Annotated in this window: 17 protein-coding genes; 8 read left to right on the top strand and 9 right to left on the bottom strand. The window is 36.9% G+C overall.

Features of this window, described 5'->3' with window-relative positions; translation table 11 throughout:
- Nucleotides 1–11: 11 nt before the first annotated feature.
- Both rplM and zapE read right to left on the bottom strand, forming a co-directional pair.
- Entirely contained in the window at nt 12–440 is a 429-nt protein-coding gene (rplM, locus tag V5290_RS09095; RefSeq protein WP_113820309.1) for a 50S ribosomal protein L13, read from the bottom strand.
- Nucleotides 441–726: 286 nt separating this feature from the next.
- A complete protein-coding gene (zapE, locus tag V5290_RS09090; RefSeq protein WP_333384347.1) occupies nt 727–1,836 on the bottom strand; it encodes a cell division protein ZapE in 1,110 nt (369 codons plus the stop codon).
- A 241-nt stretch (nt 1,837–2,077) separates the two neighbouring features.
- Here zapE and V5290_RS09085 point away from each other — a divergent pair, with 241 nt between their 5' ends.
- The 3 genes from V5290_RS09085 (at nt 2,078) to degS (ending at nt 6,249) form a co-directional block, all read left to right on the top strand.
- Nucleotides 2,078–3,409 (top strand): DegQ family serine endoprotease, encoded by a 1,332-nt coding sequence (locus V5290_RS09085; protein WP_333384582.1) that lies wholly within the window; start codon nt 2,078–2,080, stop codon nt 3,407–3,409.
- A gap of 180 nt (nt 3,410–3,589) precedes the next feature.
- The gene (gene pykF, locus V5290_RS09080) at nt 3,590–4,999 is read left to right on the top strand and encodes a pyruvate kinase PykF (protein WP_333384345.1); all 1,410 of its coding nucleotides are present in this window, start codon (nt 3,590–3,592) and stop codon (nt 4,997–4,999) included.
- A 185-nt stretch (nt 5,000–5,184) separates the two neighbouring features.
- Entirely contained in the window at nt 5,185–6,249 is a 1,065-nt protein-coding gene (degS, locus tag V5290_RS09075) for an outer membrane-stress sensor serine endopeptidase DegS (RefSeq protein WP_333384342.1), read from the top strand.
- 82 nt (nt 6,250–6,331) lie between these two features.
- Here the strand turns inward: degS and murA are convergent, their stop codons facing one another.
- The 7 genes from murA to V5290_RS09040 are packed head-to-tail and all read right to left on the bottom strand — an operon-like array spanning nt 6,332 to nt 10,799.
- Complete coding sequence (gene murA, locus V5290_RS09070; protein ID WP_333384339.1) at nt 6,332–7,591, bottom strand: UDP-N-acetylglucosamine 1-carboxyvinyltransferase; 1,260 nt, start codon at nt 7,589–7,591, stop codon at nt 6,332–6,334.
- Nucleotides 7,592–7,610: 19 nt separating this feature from the next.
- Nucleotides 7,611–7,859: a BolA family protein gene (locus tag V5290_RS09065; protein WP_113820303.1), complete on the bottom strand. Its 249-nt coding sequence runs from the start codon at nt 7,857–7,859 to the stop codon at nt 7,611–7,613.
- Nucleotides 7,860–7,868: 9 nt separating this feature from the next.
- Nucleotides 7,869–8,120 (bottom strand): hypothetical protein, encoded by a 252-nt coding sequence (locus tag V5290_RS09060; RefSeq protein WP_333384334.1) that lies wholly within the window; start codon nt 8,118–8,120, stop codon nt 7,869–7,871.
- On the bottom strand, nt 8,117–8,743 hold the full coding sequence (locus V5290_RS09055) for an MlaC/ttg2D family ABC transporter substrate-binding protein (RefSeq protein ID WP_333384332.1): 627 nt from the start codon (nt 8,741–8,743) through the stop codon (nt 8,117–8,119). The genes V5290_RS09060 and V5290_RS09055 overlap by 4 nt, the downstream gene beginning before the upstream one ends.
- 1 nt (nt 8,744) lies before the next feature.
- Complete coding sequence (gene mlaD / locus V5290_RS09050; protein ID WP_333384329.1) at nt 8,745–9,215, bottom strand: outer membrane lipid asymmetry maintenance protein MlaD; 471 nt, start codon at nt 9,213–9,215, stop codon at nt 8,745–8,747.
- Nucleotide 9,216: 1 nt separating this feature from the next.
- Nucleotides 9,217–9,993, bottom strand: coding sequence for a lipid asymmetry maintenance ABC transporter permease subunit MlaE (mlaE, locus tag V5290_RS09045; protein ID WP_333384327.1), 777 nt, complete (start codon nt 9,991–9,993; stop codon nt 9,217–9,219).
- Nucleotides 9,993–10,799: an ATP-binding cassette domain-containing protein gene (locus tag V5290_RS09040; RefSeq protein ID WP_333384323.1), complete on the bottom strand. Its 807-nt coding sequence runs from the start codon at nt 10,797–10,799 to the stop codon at nt 9,993–9,995. Before V5290_RS09040 ends, mlaE begins: the two co-directional genes overlap by 1 nt.
- Nucleotides 10,800–11,172: 373 nt before the next feature.
- Here V5290_RS09040 and kdsC point away from each other — a divergent pair, with 373 nt between their 5' ends.
- The 5 genes from kdsC to V5290_RS09015 are packed head-to-tail and all read left to right on the top strand — an operon-like array spanning nt 11,173 to nt 15,018.
- Complete coding sequence (kdsC, locus tag V5290_RS09035) at nt 11,173–11,721, top strand: 3-deoxy-manno-octulosonate-8-phosphatase KdsC (RefSeq protein WP_333384321.1); 549 nt, start codon at nt 11,173–11,175, stop codon at nt 11,719–11,721.
- Entirely contained in the window at nt 11,722–12,285 is a 564-nt protein-coding gene (lptC, locus tag V5290_RS09030) for an LPS export ABC transporter periplasmic protein LptC (RefSeq protein ID WP_333384318.1), read from the top strand.
- On the top strand, nt 12,272–12,811 hold the full coding sequence (gene lptA, locus V5290_RS09025) for a lipopolysaccharide transport periplasmic protein LptA (protein WP_333384316.1): 540 nt from the start codon (nt 12,272–12,274) through the stop codon (nt 12,809–12,811). The genes lptC and lptA overlap by 14 nt, the downstream gene beginning before the upstream one ends.
- Nucleotides 12,812–12,813: 2 nt before the next feature.
- On the top strand, nt 12,814–13,539 hold the full coding sequence (gene lptB, locus V5290_RS09020) for an LPS export ABC transporter ATP-binding protein (RefSeq protein ID WP_416351607.1): 726 nt from the start codon (nt 12,814–12,816) through the stop codon (nt 13,537–13,539).
- A gap of 33 nt (nt 13,540–13,572) precedes the next feature.
- Nucleotides 13,573–15,018: an RNA polymerase factor sigma-54 gene (locus V5290_RS09015; RefSeq protein ID WP_333384313.1), complete on the top strand. Its 1,446-nt coding sequence runs from the start codon at nt 13,573–13,575 to the stop codon at nt 15,016–15,018.
- Nucleotides 15,019–15,108 lie beyond the last annotated feature (90 nt).

Below are 15,108 nucleotides of genomic sequence, written 5' to 3'. Positions count from 1 at the left end.
TTATATTCCTATTAGATGTCTAAAACTTGTGGTTGCTGTGCAGAATGTTGATGCTCAGAACCAGCATAAACTTTCAATTTACGGTACATTGCGCGACCTAGTGGGCCACGTGGAAGCATACCATTTACAGCTTTTTCAATAACACGCTCAGGAGCACGTTCGATTAAGTCTTCAAAGCTAATTGCTTTAATGCCACCGATGAAACCTGTGTGGTGGTAGTAAATTTTACCTTTAGCTTTATTGCCTGTTACAGCAACTTTCTCTGCGTTGATAACGATAATGTAATCGCCAGTATCAACGTGCGGAGTGTATTCAGCTTTATGTTTACCGCGTAAACGTAAAGCGATTTCAGTAGCTAAACGACCTAGTGTTTTACCTTCAGCGTCAACTACGAACCAGTCGCGTTTTACTTCAGCTGGTTTTGCAACAAAAGTTTTCATTAAGTTATACCCAAATTAATGATTTAAAAAAAGTAAGACTACAAATTTGTAATCTAAAATGTATTTTTTCGCCTTTTCGTATCCCTTCGAATACGTCTAGCGTAAACAGATCCACCATAAAATAGGGGAGGTGGATAACGTGGGCGGCCATATTGTATAGAAAAGTACACTAGAGATCACCTGTTTATTGCATATTTATGAACAAGTTTTTCACAAGTAATAAATCAGACATTCCTGAGTGATTGCTTAATTACTAAACAGTCAATATAACTAATTAATTTTGCGATTAAATATCAAGATGATGAGCTTTACTTAGGTATGTTTTGCTTTGCATCTCTAAGAGACGAGACACACAACGTTGAAATTCAAAAGCAAGACGTGTGCCTTTATAAAGTTCAATTACTTTTACTTCTGCTGACATAATTAACACAACATTACGATCATAAAATTCATCAACCATAGCAATAAAACGTCGAGTAATATCATTGTGTTGATCGTTCATTTGAGGGATGTTTGATATTAAAACGGTACGGTACAAAATAGCGAGTTCAATGTAATCGTGAACACTGCGTGGCCCATCACATAACTCTGCAAATTCAATACTGAGTGTATCATGGCTTTTTGCAATTGCAGTTAATGGGCGGTCATTAATTTTAATCACTGCATTATAGTGTTTTTTACCACTTGCGAAGGTTTCGAAACTACTTTTAATTTGTTTATCCGCTTCTCTTGATAGAGGGTAATGAAAAACTTCAGCTTCAATCAAACGCCCTAGCCGGTAATCTACGCCACCGTCTAGATTAAAAATATCACAATTAGCTTTAATCAGTTCTATTGCAGGAAGAAACCGCGCTCGTTGCAAGCCGTTACGATAAAGATTTTCTGGGTGAATATTAGAAGTGGCAACCAAAATGACCCCTTCCGAAAACAATGCTTCAAACATACCAGCTAAAATCATTGCATCGGTAATATCTTCGACAAAAAACTCATCAAAACAGATAATATCGGTTTCATTAGCAAATTGTTTTGCAATCTCTTTTAAGGGATTTACTTGTCCTTGTAACTCGGTCAATTTTTTATGTACTTGCAACATAAAGTGATGAAAGTGCAAACGCTTTTTACGTGGGCTTTCAATACTGTCGTAGAATAGATCAACTAAATACGTTTTACCTCGCCCTACCCCACCATAAAAATACAACCCCTTAGTATTTTTAGTGACGTCAACACTAGGTTTAAATAAACGCTGAAAAAAAGAGCTTTTTGCAGGTGATTCGACTTCTTTATTCGCTAAATCATCAAATAAACGCTGCAGCATAGTAATCGCTTGCAGTTGTGCTGAATCTGCAAAAAAGGAGGGGTTTAATAAATCTTCTTGGTATCGAGCAAGTGGTGTCACAATAATGTCTTAATGATTCAGTAAAATTAACCTTTGTATAACATATTTAGCGCTCTTTTATATAGCCTGATTTAATATGTATCGTAAGTTTTGAGGGCTATCTCGCGAAAAAGATTCAAATTCACCAACTTAATTAAATTGCATTTTAGGTCGCTGCTTTGCTCTATTACCGATATTCTTTTATAGTAAACTTTTATGACTATTGTATTTACGACTAATAAAGTAAGGAACTACAGTGAATATGCCTCTTCGATTTCTTTTTCTAATGAGTATGCTTTGCGCAAGTTTATTTAGTTACGCCGCATTACCTCTGACTGTTGGTGGTGATAACGTACCTAGCCTTGCTCCTTTGATTAAAAAAGTAAGCCCAGCTGTTGTTGATATTTCGGTATCAGGAGCAAGCAAAGTCTTAACTAAAGATGCAAAAGATTTATTGAAGTTTTTAGGGCCTAATGCCCCCACCCAAGCGTTTTCAGGTTTAGGTTCAGGCGTTATTGTCGATGCAGAAAAAGGTTATATTATTACTAACTATCATGTAATAAAAAATGCCAATAGTATCCTCATTAAACTAATTTCAGGGCATCAATACCAAGCGAAAGTAGTTGGGCAAGATATACAAAGTGATATCGCACTCTTACAGATAGACAGTAAACAACCTTTAGTTGCTATGACATTTGCAAACTCTGATAAGTTGCAAGTTGGTGACTTTACCATCGCTATCGGTAACCCATTTGGCTTAGGTCAAACAGTCACATCAGGAATTGTTAGTGCATTAGGCCGTAGTGGTTTGAATTTACAAAATTTAGAAAACTATATTCAAACAGATGCGGCTATTAACAGCGGTAACTCTGGTGGTGCATTAATTAACTTACAAGGTCAATTGATAGGTATTAATACCGCCATTTTAGGACCTAACGGTGGCAATATAGGAATTGCCTTTGCCATCCCAGCTAACATGGTTAAAAACCTAATGCAGCAATTACTCGAGTTTGGCGAAATACGCCGTGGAATACTCGGAATTAAGGGCGGAGAAGTGACGCCTGAACTTGCCCAAAGTTTTGGACTAGATGTAAATTATGGTGCATTTATTTATCAAGTAACTCCAGACTCAGCTGCCGACAAAGCAGGTTTAAAAGCAGGCGATGTCATCACTGCAATCAATGGAACAAATATAAAATCTTTCGCAGCATTGCGCGCTAAAATTGGCTCTCTCAGTGCCGGTAAAGAAATCTCGTTAAAAGTGATACAAGAAGAAGAGGTAAAAACACTTACCGTAACCCTAGGTGGTGAAGGCGATAATCTTCAGGCTAAAACGCCTGTTATCATTTTTGAAGGTGCAACATTAAAAGATACAGACGAAGGGCAAGTCACCGCAGGTGTAAATGTAATCAATGTTGAAAAAGAGTCTGAAGCCGAACGTTTAGGTTTAATCAAAGGTGATGTGATCATTGCCGTAAATCGTACTCAAGTGAAAAACCAACAACAATTGATTACTGCATTAGCTGAGTCAAAAATGGTAACTGCGCTAAATATTATGCGAAATAACCGCCCAATATATATAATTCTTAACTAAGATCACAAAAAAATGTAATAAATTTACATAAACATGCACTTAATAGACCTTTATTGATTATAAATAATTTTTTCTTCAATAAATTCTTGTAAAATATGCAACATAATTAAAAGAATAATTTTGAATAGAAACAGTAAATAAAAGTAAGTAAAAAGCACAATCACTCTTGGAGAAAAGACGGTGAGAAAAACAAAAATTGTATGTACGATAGGCCCAAAATCAGAATCTAAAGAAATGTTAGCAAAACTAGTTGAGAACGGAATGAACGTTATGCGTCTTAACTTCTCTCATGGCGATTTTGTTGAACACGGTACTCGTATTACACGTATCCGTGAAGTATGTGAAGAAACAGGTAAAAATGTAGCTGTACTTCTAGATACTAAAGGCCCTGAAATACGTACAGTAAAATTAGAAAATGGTAATGATGTTCTGTTAACCGCAGGTCAAGAATTCACACTTTCAACTGACCAAACAGTTGTTGGTAATAACACAATCGTTGCAGTTACCTACGAAGATCTAACAAAAGACCTTGTTGTTGGTAACACAGTGTTATTAGACGATGGTTTAATCGAAATGACGGTTAAAAGCATTACAGATACTAACGTTGTTTGTACTGTTATCAACACAGGTGAGCTAGGCGAGAACAAAGGTGTAAATTTACCAGGTGTTAAAGTTCAACTACCCGCTTTATCTAATAAAGATAAAGGTGACTTAGTATTTGGTTGTGAGCAAGGCGTTGATTTTATTGCTGCATCGTTTATCCGTAAAAAAGAAGACGTTTTAGAGATTCGTGAACTGCTAAAAGCTAACGGTGGAGACGATATTCAAATCATCTCTAAAATTGAAAACCAAGAAGGCGTTGATAACTTCGATGAAATCTTAGCTGTTTCAGATGCTATCATGGTTGCTCGTGGTGACCTTGGTGTTGAAATCGCTGTTGAAGAAGTAATTTTTGCACAGAAAATGATGATAGAAAAAGCAAACAAAGCACGTAAGCCAGTTATCACTGCAACGCAAATGCTTGACTCTATGATTAAGAACCCTCGCCCAACTCGTGCTGAAGCTGGTGATGTAGCGAATGCAATTATCGATGGTACAGATGCCGTAATGCTTTCAGGTGAGTCAGCTAAAGGTAAATACCCTGCAGAAGCTGTAGAAATCATGGCAACTATCTGTCAACGTACTGATAAAACTATCCCAGCTAAAACTGATGATAGAACTTCAACTTTACGTATCACTGAAGCTGTTTGTAGCGGTGCTGTTGATAATGCAGAACAACTAGATGCTAAATTAATTATTGTTGCTACTGGCGCTGGTAAGTCTGCACGTTCTTTACGTAAATATTACCCATCTGCTCCGATTTTAGCTTTAACGAGTAATCCTAAAACTTGCCAACAATTAGCGTTAACTAAGGGTGTTTCTGCTAAAGTAATTGAAAAGCAAGACTCAATGGAAAGCTTCTACAAACTAGGTATGGAGCTTGCTAAAGAGCAAGGTTTAGTTGTAACAGGCGACAAAGTAGTAATGGTTGCTGGTGCACTAGTTGATTCAGGTGTAACAAATACTTCATCAGTACATGTTATCGCTTAATAGACTAACCATAAAGGCTAGCTTTATTGTTCATAAACAGTAGCCTTTTGCTTAGCCCTTAAAAACATCGCCTCTCGGCGATGTTTTTTATTGTGCTACCGCATTAAATCAAAAAGTATTTTTCGCCTGCCTAAAGTTTTCTATATACTAAACATCCATTTTTATATTAACTATAAATAAAAGTTATGAAACTAAAGCATTATTTAAACTATCTCGTAAAACCTATTTTGTGGGGATTGTTTCTTGCGGCTGTAATTATTTATAGTCCAACTATATTGAAACAATTTACTAACCAAGGTGATCAGTTACCAGAGATCATTAGCTACTCTGACGCAGTAAAGAAATCAGCGCCTTCTGTTGTAAATATCTACTCTCAACAATATATCGATTCTAGCCTAGGCACTAAGCAACAACTTCAACCAACTGGGTTAGGCTCAGGTATAATACTCAATGCAAAAGGCTATATTTTAACTAATCATCATGTAATTGCACAAGCGGACCAAATTCTTATTGCTTTACAAGATGGTCGTTTATATACCGCTAATATTATCGGTAGTGATGTAATCACTGACCTAGCAGTATTGCAAATTGAAGGTGAAGACTTACCTGTTATGCCACAAAATGCCGACTATTCCCCTGAGATAGGTGATGTAGTATTAGCCATTGGTAACCCTTATAACTTAGGGCAAACGATTACTCAGGGAGTGATCAGTGCAACCGGCCGAGGTGGAATGAGTAGTACAGGTCGCCAAGACTTCATCCAAACCGATGCAGCCATTAATGAAGGTAATTCAGGCGGAGCTTTAATCAATAGTCGAGGTGAACTTGTAGGTATCAACACTTCAGAGTTTTATACTGGTAACAGTAACGTCACTTATGGTATCAGCTTTGCTATCCCTTACCGCTTAGCCAGCCATGTTATGCAGGGAATTATTAAAGATGGTCGCGTTATTCGAGGCTCCTTGGGGATTGAAGCAGAAAACTTAGACCCATTAGTTGCTCGCTTATGGGGTCTGGAAGCTAAAAACAGCATAATAGTGAAAAAGATTACCGAGGGCGGACCTGCACAAAAAGCAGGAATGTTAAAAAATGATATTATTTTAAAAATTGATAATAAAGATGCCGTAAACCTTATTCTAACCATGGATAAAATAGCTAAAATTAAACCAGGTACTGAAACTGAAATTACTATTATCAGGCAAGGTAAAGAACACGTTCTAAACGTACGTATCGGTGAATTACAACAATAAATAGTGATACCAATACTCACAAATAAAAAAAGAAAGCCGAAGCTTTCTTTTTTTATAATCAATGGTGCTATTTGGTAATAACTTAGCTTTCCACACGACGCATTTTTGCACCTAGTGGAATTAGCTTATCTTCAATAGCTTCATAGCCACGGTCAATATGATAAATCTCATCAACAATAGTTTCACCTTGAGCAATTAAACCTGCGATAACTAAGCTTGCTGAAGCACGTAAATCAGTTGCCATTACCGTTGCGCCACTCAATTTATCATTATCGCCACAAATAGCTAAATTACCATCTAATTCAATATTCGCGCCCATACGGATTAATTCAGGTACATGCATAAAACGGTTTTCAAAAATATTCTCTTTAATTCGACCAGTACCTGGCGCCACTGTATTTAATAAAGTGAATTGAGCCTGCATATCTGTTGGGAAAGCTGGATGCGGTGCTGTTGTGATATTCACAGATTTTAAGTCACGGCCTGTCATATCAACTTCGATCCAGTCGTCACCAGTAGTAACCAATGCACCTGCTTCTTCTAATTTAGATAAAACAGCTGTCAATAATAATGGATCGGTTTTCACACAACGAACTTTACCACCACTGACAACACCGGCAACTAGGAATGTACCTGTTTCAATACGATCAGGTTGAACTTGGTAAGCACAATCACCTAATTTTTCTACGCCTTCGATAACAATGGTATCTGTACCAGCACCAGTGATTTTTCCGCCCATACCGTTAATGAAATTAGCGAGATCTACAATTTCAGGCTCTTTCGCTGCATTCTCGATAGTAGTAACGCCTTCGGCTAATGATGCAGCCATCATTAAGTTACCAGTACCTGTCACACTCACTAAGTCCATGTATAAGTGGCAGCCTTTTAAACGGCCATCAACACGTGCTTTGATAAAACCATCTTCAACTTTTATCGTTGCTCCCATTTGCTCTAAACCATGAATATGTAAATTCACAGGACGAGCCCCAATAGCACAACCGCCAGGCAATGAGATATCAGCTTCACCAAAACGAGCAACTAATGGACCTAGCGCTAAAATAGAAGCACGCATACTTCTTACTAACTCGTAAGAAGCAGTATAATTTTTCACATCTTTCGCGTTAATATGTACCTGGTGTTTATCTTGACTTGCTGTTGCACCTAGCTCTTGTAATAACTCAAGAGTGGTCGAAATATCTTTTAATAATGGAACATTACTTAAATTAATGTCCCCTTCAGATAATAAAGTAGCAAATAAGATTGGCAATGCGGCATTTTTTGCCCCAGAAATAGTAACCTCGCCACTTAGTTGGCAGCCACCTTGAATAATAAATTGACCCATGAAAATCCCTATTAACGAACTAAATAAAATGTTTTTGTTTTTGCCATTCATCTGGCGTTAACGCTTTAATCGTTAATGCGTGGATTGCGTTACTCGCAATTTCTTCAGATAAATGAGCATAAATTGTTTGTTGTTTTTTAACGCGATTCATATCAATGAACATATCGCTCACTGCAATCACTTGAAAAGTGCCACTTTCACCTTTAACAATACAAACATCCAATGTAAGGGCTTTTTCTAATTTCTCTTTAATTATTTCTGTATTCATATACAACCACTATTTTTCAAAAAGGTTTTCAACACCGTAAAGCTCAGCTAAGACAAATAGCTTAGCTGATGCATTAATCATTAAAATTGCTGGATGTTGAGTTTTAATTTGCACTAAATAAGCAACACCTGCCGAATCAATATTATCTAATTGAGATAAGTCCAAATGCGTTACACTATGATAGGTACTTATCTCCGGATAAGATTGCTTACTTAAACCAGCAAGCAATAAATCTCGGTCAAATAAAAAGTGTTTACTCATGATTCAAACTCATCGTTTTTTTCTAGTAGTAATTTAATCACTTCATCGATGCCTTGTTTCTGAATCAAAGAACCGAATTCTGTTCTTTTGGTATCTAACATGCTGATACCTTCTGCAATCACATCAAACACTTTCCATTCGCCAGTTTTTTTGTTTTTACGTAACTTGAAACTTAATTGTGTTACTTGTCCGTTATTGTCGCGCATTCTAACAGGAACGCTGACTATTTTCTTACCCTTAAAGTTATTATTATCGAGTATTGTTATAGTCTGCTCATCATATTTAATTAATATATGGCCGTAAGCGTTAACTAAGTAAGTACGAAATGCATTAACAAAGTTTTCACGTTGCTCTGCAGTTGTATTTTTTAAGTTTGCACCAACAACACTATAAGCAGCATATTTGTAATCGAAGTAAGGTAATAGCTCTTCATTAATGATCACCTTAATATATTCAGGCTGCTCAGCTAATTTGCTTCTTTCACTCTCTAAGCGAGCAAAAGTTTGTTTAGATAATGTTTTTAATGTTTGGTTTGGATCAGTTAAACCCGTATCACTATCAGCAGCAAACACTGAAAACGAAAGCGTGTATAACAGGGCAATAATAGAAATAAATAAACGCATGTTAGTCGTCCTTATTAATTGAATAGATAAACTGACCAATTAGGTCTTCTAATACTAGTGCTGATTTTGTATCTTCGATTGCATCACCATCACCTAACATCTCAATGCCATCATCAACAAACCCAGGCTTAATGCCAATATATTGTTCACCTAGTAACCCCGAAGTAAGAATCGCTAGTGACGATGTTTCAGGGAAATAACCTTGATCTTCATACATAGATAATTTAACCAGAGGGGTGTAAGTATCTTTATCCAGAGAAATAGATTCCACTCGCCCTACTACTACACCACCTAATTTAACTGGTGCGCGGGGTTTCAGCCCTCCGACATTAGTGAAATTAGCTTCAAGCGTATAACTATTACCTTCACCTTTAAAAGACAATCCAGCAACGCTGAAAGATAAAATAGCAAATGCAGCAATCGCAGCGACAACAAACAAACCAACCCAAATTTCTAATTTTTTCTGTGACATTCTAGCCCCCAAACATAATAACAGTCAGTAAAAAGTCCATTCCTAAAACAAGTAACGAAGCTAGTACTACAGTTTTTGTTGTTGCTCTACTAATTCCCTGTGCATTTGGCACAGTATGGAAACCATTATATAAAGCAACCCAAGTAACGATTAACGCAAAGATAAGACTTTTGATCATACCATTGCCAACATCAGGAATGAAATTAACACTACCTTCCATTACAGACCAGAAGGCGCCGCCATCAATACCCATCCAACTTACACCAATTAAATATCCTCCCCATATTGCTACTACGTTAAATAATAGAGTCAATAAAGGTAAAGCAATGATGCCGGCAATTAAGCGCGGTGCGATAACGCGTTTCAAAGGAGAAACTGCCATCATTTCCATACTCGCAATTTGTTCTGTACTTTGCATTAACCCGATTTCAGCAGTCAATGCTGAGCCAGCTCTTCCGGCAAACAGTAAGGCAGCAACTACAGGCCCAAGTTCACGTAAAAGTGATAACGCGACCATGCTGCCTAAGCTTTCTTCAGCCGCATAATCAACCAGTACGTAATAACCTTGTAAACTTAGTACCATACCAATGAATAAACCTGCTGTAACAATAATCGGTAACGATAAAATACCTAGGTGAAACACCTGAGCAACAGTAAGCTGAAATAGTTTAGGATGAGGCTTGGTAAATAAAGTACGGTAAAACATTAATGCAGATTTACCCGCACGTTCAACCAACTGTATTGTATAAGCCCCAACCGCTTGTAAAAATGAACCCATTATCTATTGGCCTCTTTTAAGTCTACTAGGTAGTTACTTGCAGGTAGGTGGAAAGGTACAGGGCCTTGTACAGCACCTGCAAGAAACTGTTGCAACAACGCATTATTTTTTTGTGCTAGCACTTCTTCTACAGAGCCTTGCGCAATAATTTTTTGTTCAGCAAATACATAAACGTTATCCGCAATTGATAACACTTCGTTTACATCATGAGAAACAATAATAGAAGTTAGGCCCAATGTATCGTTGAGTTGTTTTACTAATTTTAATAGTACATTCATTGATATTGGATCTTGCCCAGTAAACGGTTCATCATACATCACAACATCAGGATCAAGCGCGATAGCACGCGCTAATGCAACTCGTCTAGCCATACCGCCTGATAATTGTGACGGATATAGATCTTTTGCCCCACGTAGACCGACAGCATGAAGCTTCATTAAAACTAAAGTAGATAATAGTTTTTCATCGAGTTGAGTATGCTCTCTAAGAGGAAAAGCAACATTCTCAAAAACAGTTAAGTCATTAAATAAAGCACCACTTTGAAATAACATGCCCATTTTTTTACGAGCTTGGTATAGCGCTTTTTCAGAACAATCATGAATTGAGGTCCCATTGAAAAGTACTTCTCCACCATCGGCGGGAATTTGACCGCCAATCAATTTTAACAATGTCGTTTTACCGATACCACTAGGGCCCAATACGGCTGTGATTTTGCCTTGTTCAAACTGCATATCTATATTATCAAATATGGTTTTTTGTTGTCGCTTGAAACTTAGTTGATTAATTACAATATGTTGTGTTGACATAAATACCTTTTCTCTATGAAAAAGAAAGTTTAGTTTGATTAATAAGTCACTTAAAAACTTAATTAACCAATCAGAATCGAGATAAGTATCGATTTGAATTGGATTTTACCTATAAAATCAAAAATAAGCGAAACTTAGCAGGTCTAATCACTTTTTTCATTAATACAGACAAAGTATATTGCTGTAAGTTTCGAGGGTGGTGATATTAATAGTAACATTAACTCGGTTTAATCTATGTAATATGAAACAGTCTTGTTATGATTGGCACATATTTTGATTTCATAAATTTATAACAATAAACAATGCTCGCGATTCTTTGCGGACTTTGATATTTTGATAATAGATTTGCTGTATTTAAAAAAAGAGTCGATACATGATAAATACCCCTTATGGAAAAATCAGCCAAGAAAACTTTCAACGAGCACAAAAGATAAAACTATTTGTATGCGATGTGGATGGTGTTTTTTCTGATGGCCGCATTTATTTAGGTAATCACGGCGAAGAGCTTAAAGCGTTCCATACTAAAGATGGGTTTGGGCTTAAAGCAATCATGCAACAAGGTATTGAAGTCGCTATTATTACAGGTCGCCAATCTAATATTGTCAGCGACAGAATGAATGCCTTAGGCGTTAAGCATATTTTCCAAGGTAAAGATGACAAGCTAAGTGTTTATAATGAATTGTTATCTCAATTAAATCTAACAGCAGAGCAAACAGCTTATATCGGTGACGATGTGGTAGATCTACCTGTTATCCAATTGGCAGGATTGGGCATTGCTGTTAATGATGCGCACCCATTGGTATTACAAAAAGCAGATTTAATTACTACTGTAAAAGGTGGATTTGGCGCTGTTCGCGAAATTTGTGACCTATTTTTACAATGTCATGGACAACTTGATATGACACAAGGTAAAAGCGAATAAATGAACAAACGTCAAAGCATCCCATTTATTGTCTTATTTATTGCTTGTGCGGTATGGGTCTATTTTTCGACGGATACAGAGTATCCTGCATTACCGGATCACCACCCGAGCTATATTGCCGATGACTTGCAAAGTAATCATTACGACCAAACTGGTTTTAATGATTATCGTGTATTTGCTGATAAGGCAACTAATTTTCCTGAAGATGATACAACCTTATTTGAACATCCTAAAGTTGTTATCTACCATAAAGATAAAGAAACTAGTGTGGTCAGTATCTGGCAGCTAACGAGTATAAAAGGCACATTGAAAGATAAAAGTAATTTATTGTTATCTGGCAATGTACTTATTAAAAATATAACAGAAGATCAAATGGTGCAGACGATGTCTACTGCGCAAGCAACTATAATGCTGGATACTAAAGTGATCACCAGTGACTTAAAAGTAACTTGGACCGGACCACAGCTTAAACATGAAGGTGTTGGCATGTGGACGTCTATAGAAGCTGAAGAGATGAAACTTAATTCGAATATAAAAGCGGTATACTTTAATGAACCTAAATAAACTAGCATGCTTACTAAGCATTTCATTGTTTAATGCCAATGTGATTGCATTAGAGTCAGATTATAACCAACCTATCCATGTTTCTTCGGTCAAGCAGCATGCGAGTTTGAAAACCAATACAATTATTTTTACTGATGAAGTGTTACTAACTCAAGGCTCAATAAAAATTACTGCAGATAAATTAACCGTGATCCGAGGTGACAAACCTAATCATGAATTAATGATTGCTGAAGGTAACACCTCTGTTTTTCATCAAACTCAAGATGATGGAAAACCGTTAGATGCTGAAGCTAAAAAGATTACCTATGATGTGGCTAAGGGGAAAATAACCCTTAGTAAAAGCGCACAAGTTAAACAGTTAGATAGCCAAGTAAATGGTGCTGAGATTGAATATTTCCTAGCGACTCAAGAACTGAATGTGAGTACAGACCAAAATAAAAAAGAGCGTGTAAAAACCATCTTTTTACCTGCTCAATTTGAAAAATCTAAAAACACTAACTCAACTTCAAATACAGGCAACAAATAACTATGGCAGAGTTACGCGCAACAGGGTTAGTTAAAAGTTATAAAGGCCGCACTGTGGTAAATGGTGTCGGTTTAACAGTAAAAACTGGTGAAATAGTCGGTTTACTAGGTCCTAATGGTGCAGGAAAAACTACCTCTTTTTATATGGTAGTTGGCTTAGTTAAACAAGACCAAGGTAGCATCGTCATTGACGATGAAGATATTTCTAGTAACCCAATGCATATTCGAGCACAAAAAGGCATTGGCTACTTGCCACAGGAAGCATCTATTTTTCGACGCTTAACTGTGACAGAAAATATCATGGGTATTCTACAAACCCGTAAAGAATTAACGCAACAACAACGCGATGAGAAGCTCAACACACTATTAGAAGAGTTTCATATTACTCATATTCGTAATAACAAAGGGATGAGTTTATCGGGTGGTGAGCGACGTCGTGTAGAGATTGCACGAGCATTAGCAACCGAGCCTAAATTTATTCTACTTGATGAGCCTTTTGCAGGGGTTGACCCGATTTCAGTAATTGATATTAAAAATATTATTCAGCAATTACGTGATCGCGGATTAGGTGTGTTAATCACCGACCACAATGTAAGAGAAACGTTAGATGTTTGTGAACACTCCTACATAGTAAGTCACGGAGAAATTATTGCCGTCGGCACACAGGATGAAATTCTTGCAAATGATCATGTAAAACGCGTTTATCTAGGTGAAGAATTTAAACTTTAAGTTATTGCCACACGTTCAGGAAGATATGTTTTGATGAAACAGGGTTTACAATTGAAAATGGGTCAGCAACTAGCAATGACCCCTCAATTACAACAAGCAATAAAGTTATTGCAGCTTTCGACATTAGATCTGCAGCAAGAGATTCAAAATGCCTTGGACTCGAACCCGCTTCTCGAACAAGATGATCAAACGGGTTCAGAAGATACGATAAAAGAGGCCGACAGCAGTGCATTGGATACAACTGAAGCAATTACTCAACAAGAGTTTTCAGATGATCTGCCCGCAGAAAAAGAATGGGAAGAGTCTTATAACTCAACACCTATTACCGGAACAACCTCTAATGCCGTAGCTTATGAAGGTGAAAATACGCTTTATCAAGGCGAATCGTCCACTTCTCTACAAGATCACCTGCTATGGCAAATGCAATTAACGCCTTTCACTGAAACAGATCAAATTATTGCCATGGCGATTATTGACTCTATTGATGAGTCTGGCTACCTAACGACTAATTGTGAAAGTATCTTAGAAAGCTTACAAGCTGATTTAGATGAATTAGAACTAGATGAGGTAGAAGTGGTGCTTAAACGCATTCAACATTTTGATCCTCTAGGCGTTGCAGCACGAAGCACCCAAGAATGTTTACAAATACAATTACGCCAATTGCCAGAGACTACACCTTGGCGTAATGAAGCAATACAAGTACTAGAACAGTATATGGATCTACTTGGTAATAGAGATTACCGAACATTAGCGAGAAAAAGTAAACTGAAAGAGTCACAGCTTGCTGAAATCATGCGTTTAATTCAAAGTTTAGAACCTCGTCCTGGTAATCGAGTAGAGACCAGTGAAACCCAATATATTGTTCCTGATGTTTACGTCAAAAAGATCAACGGTCAATGGCGAGTATCACTTAATCAAGACTGTGATCCTAACTTATCGATTAATCAACAATATGCCAGCATGTGTTCTGGTAATATTAGCAAAAATGACTCTCAATTTATTAAAGGCCACTTGCAAGAGGCTAAATGGTTTATTAAAAGCTTAGAAAATCGCAACGATACTTTATTAAAAGTAGCTAACTGTATTGTTCAACAGCAGCAAGCGTTCTTCGAATACGGCGATGAGTCGATGAAACCAATGGTATTAAACGATGTAGCGTTTGAAGTTGAAATGCATGAATCTACAATTTCACGTGTTACAACACAAAAATTTATGCATACACCACGTGGCATATATGAGCTTAAGTTTTTCTTTTCTAGTCATGTTGCAACTAATGGCGGTGGTGAATGCTCATCAACGGCTATTCGAGCATTAATCAAAAAACTAGTCTCAGCAGAGACGACAACTAAACCATTAAGTGATAATAAAATCACTCAATTACTAGAAGAGAAGGGAATTAAAGTAGCAAGGCGTACGATTGCTAAATACCGAGAGTCCTTAGGTATTCCACCTTCTAATCAGCGTAAACAATTACTTTGAATTCAGAAGTAATGCAAATAAATAAGGATTAACTATAGTCATTTAATGCTAACCTGATAAACTCGCGCGTCCATTAAATACAGTTAACTA

It is taken from the genome of Psychromonas arctica, from assembly GCF_036697365.1.
GTDB classification, from domain to species: domain Bacteria; phylum Pseudomonadota; class Gammaproteobacteria; order Enterobacterales; family Psychromonadaceae; genus Psychromonas; species Psychromonas arctica_A.
The sequence above is the reverse complement of the archived record's forward strand: the minus strand, read 5'-3'. Positions and strand labels throughout refer to the sequence as shown.

Bases quoted from the DNA above. Each gene is read 5' to 3' on its own strand.
- rplM (WP_113820309.1), bottom strand. From the start codon at position 440: ATGAAAACTTTTGTTGCAAAACCAGCTGAAGTAAAACGCGACTGGTTC.
- kdsC (WP_333384321.1), top strand. From the start codon at position 11,173: ATGATAAATACCCCTTATGGAAAAATCAGCCAAGAAAACTTTCAACGA.
- V5290_RS09015 (WP_333384313.1), top strand. From the start codon at position 13,573: ATGAAACAGGGTTTACAATTGAAAATGGGTCAGCAACTAGCAATGACC.
- V5290_RS09085 (WP_333384582.1), top strand. From the start codon at position 2,078: ATGCCTCTTCGATTTCTTTTTCTAATGAGTATGCTTTGCGCAAGTTTA.
- V5290_RS09065 (WP_113820303.1), bottom strand. From the start codon at position 7,859: ATGAATACAGAAATAATTAAAGAGAAATTAGAAAAAGCCCTTACATTG.
- V5290_RS09055 (WP_333384332.1), bottom strand. From the start codon at position 8,743: ATGCGTTTATTTATTTCTATTATTGCCCTGTTATACACGCTTTCGTTT.
- V5290_RS09040 (WP_333384323.1), bottom strand. From the start codon at position 10,799: ATGTCAACACAACATATTGTAATTAATCAACTAAGTTTCAAGCGACAA.
- degS (WP_333384342.1), top strand. From the start codon at position 5,185: ATGAAACTAAAGCATTATTTAAACTATCTCGTAAAACCTATTTTGTGG.
- lptC (WP_333384318.1), top strand. From the start codon at position 11,722: ATGAACAAACGTCAAAGCATCCCATTTATTGTCTTATTTATTGCTTGT.
- murA (WP_333384339.1), bottom strand. From the start codon at position 7,591: ATGGGTCAATTTATTATTCAAGGTGGCTGCCAACTAAGTGGCGAGGTT.
- V5290_RS09060 (WP_333384334.1), bottom strand. From the start codon at position 8,120: ATGAGTAAACACTTTTTATTTGACCGAGATTTATTGCTTGCTGGTTTA.
- lptB (WP_416351607.1), top strand. From the start codon at position 12,814: ATGGCAGAGTTACGCGCAACAGGGTTAGTTAAAAGTTATAAAGGCCGC.
- mlaE (WP_333384327.1), bottom strand. From the start codon at position 9,993: ATGGGTTCATTTTTACAAGCGGTTGGGGCTTATACAATACAGTTGGTT.
- mlaD (WP_333384329.1), bottom strand. From the start codon at position 9,215: ATGTCACAGAAAAAATTAGAAATTTGGGTTGGTTTGTTTGTTGTCGCT.
- lptA (WP_333384316.1), top strand. From the start codon at position 12,272: ATGAACCTAAATAAACTAGCATGCTTACTAAGCATTTCATTGTTTAAT.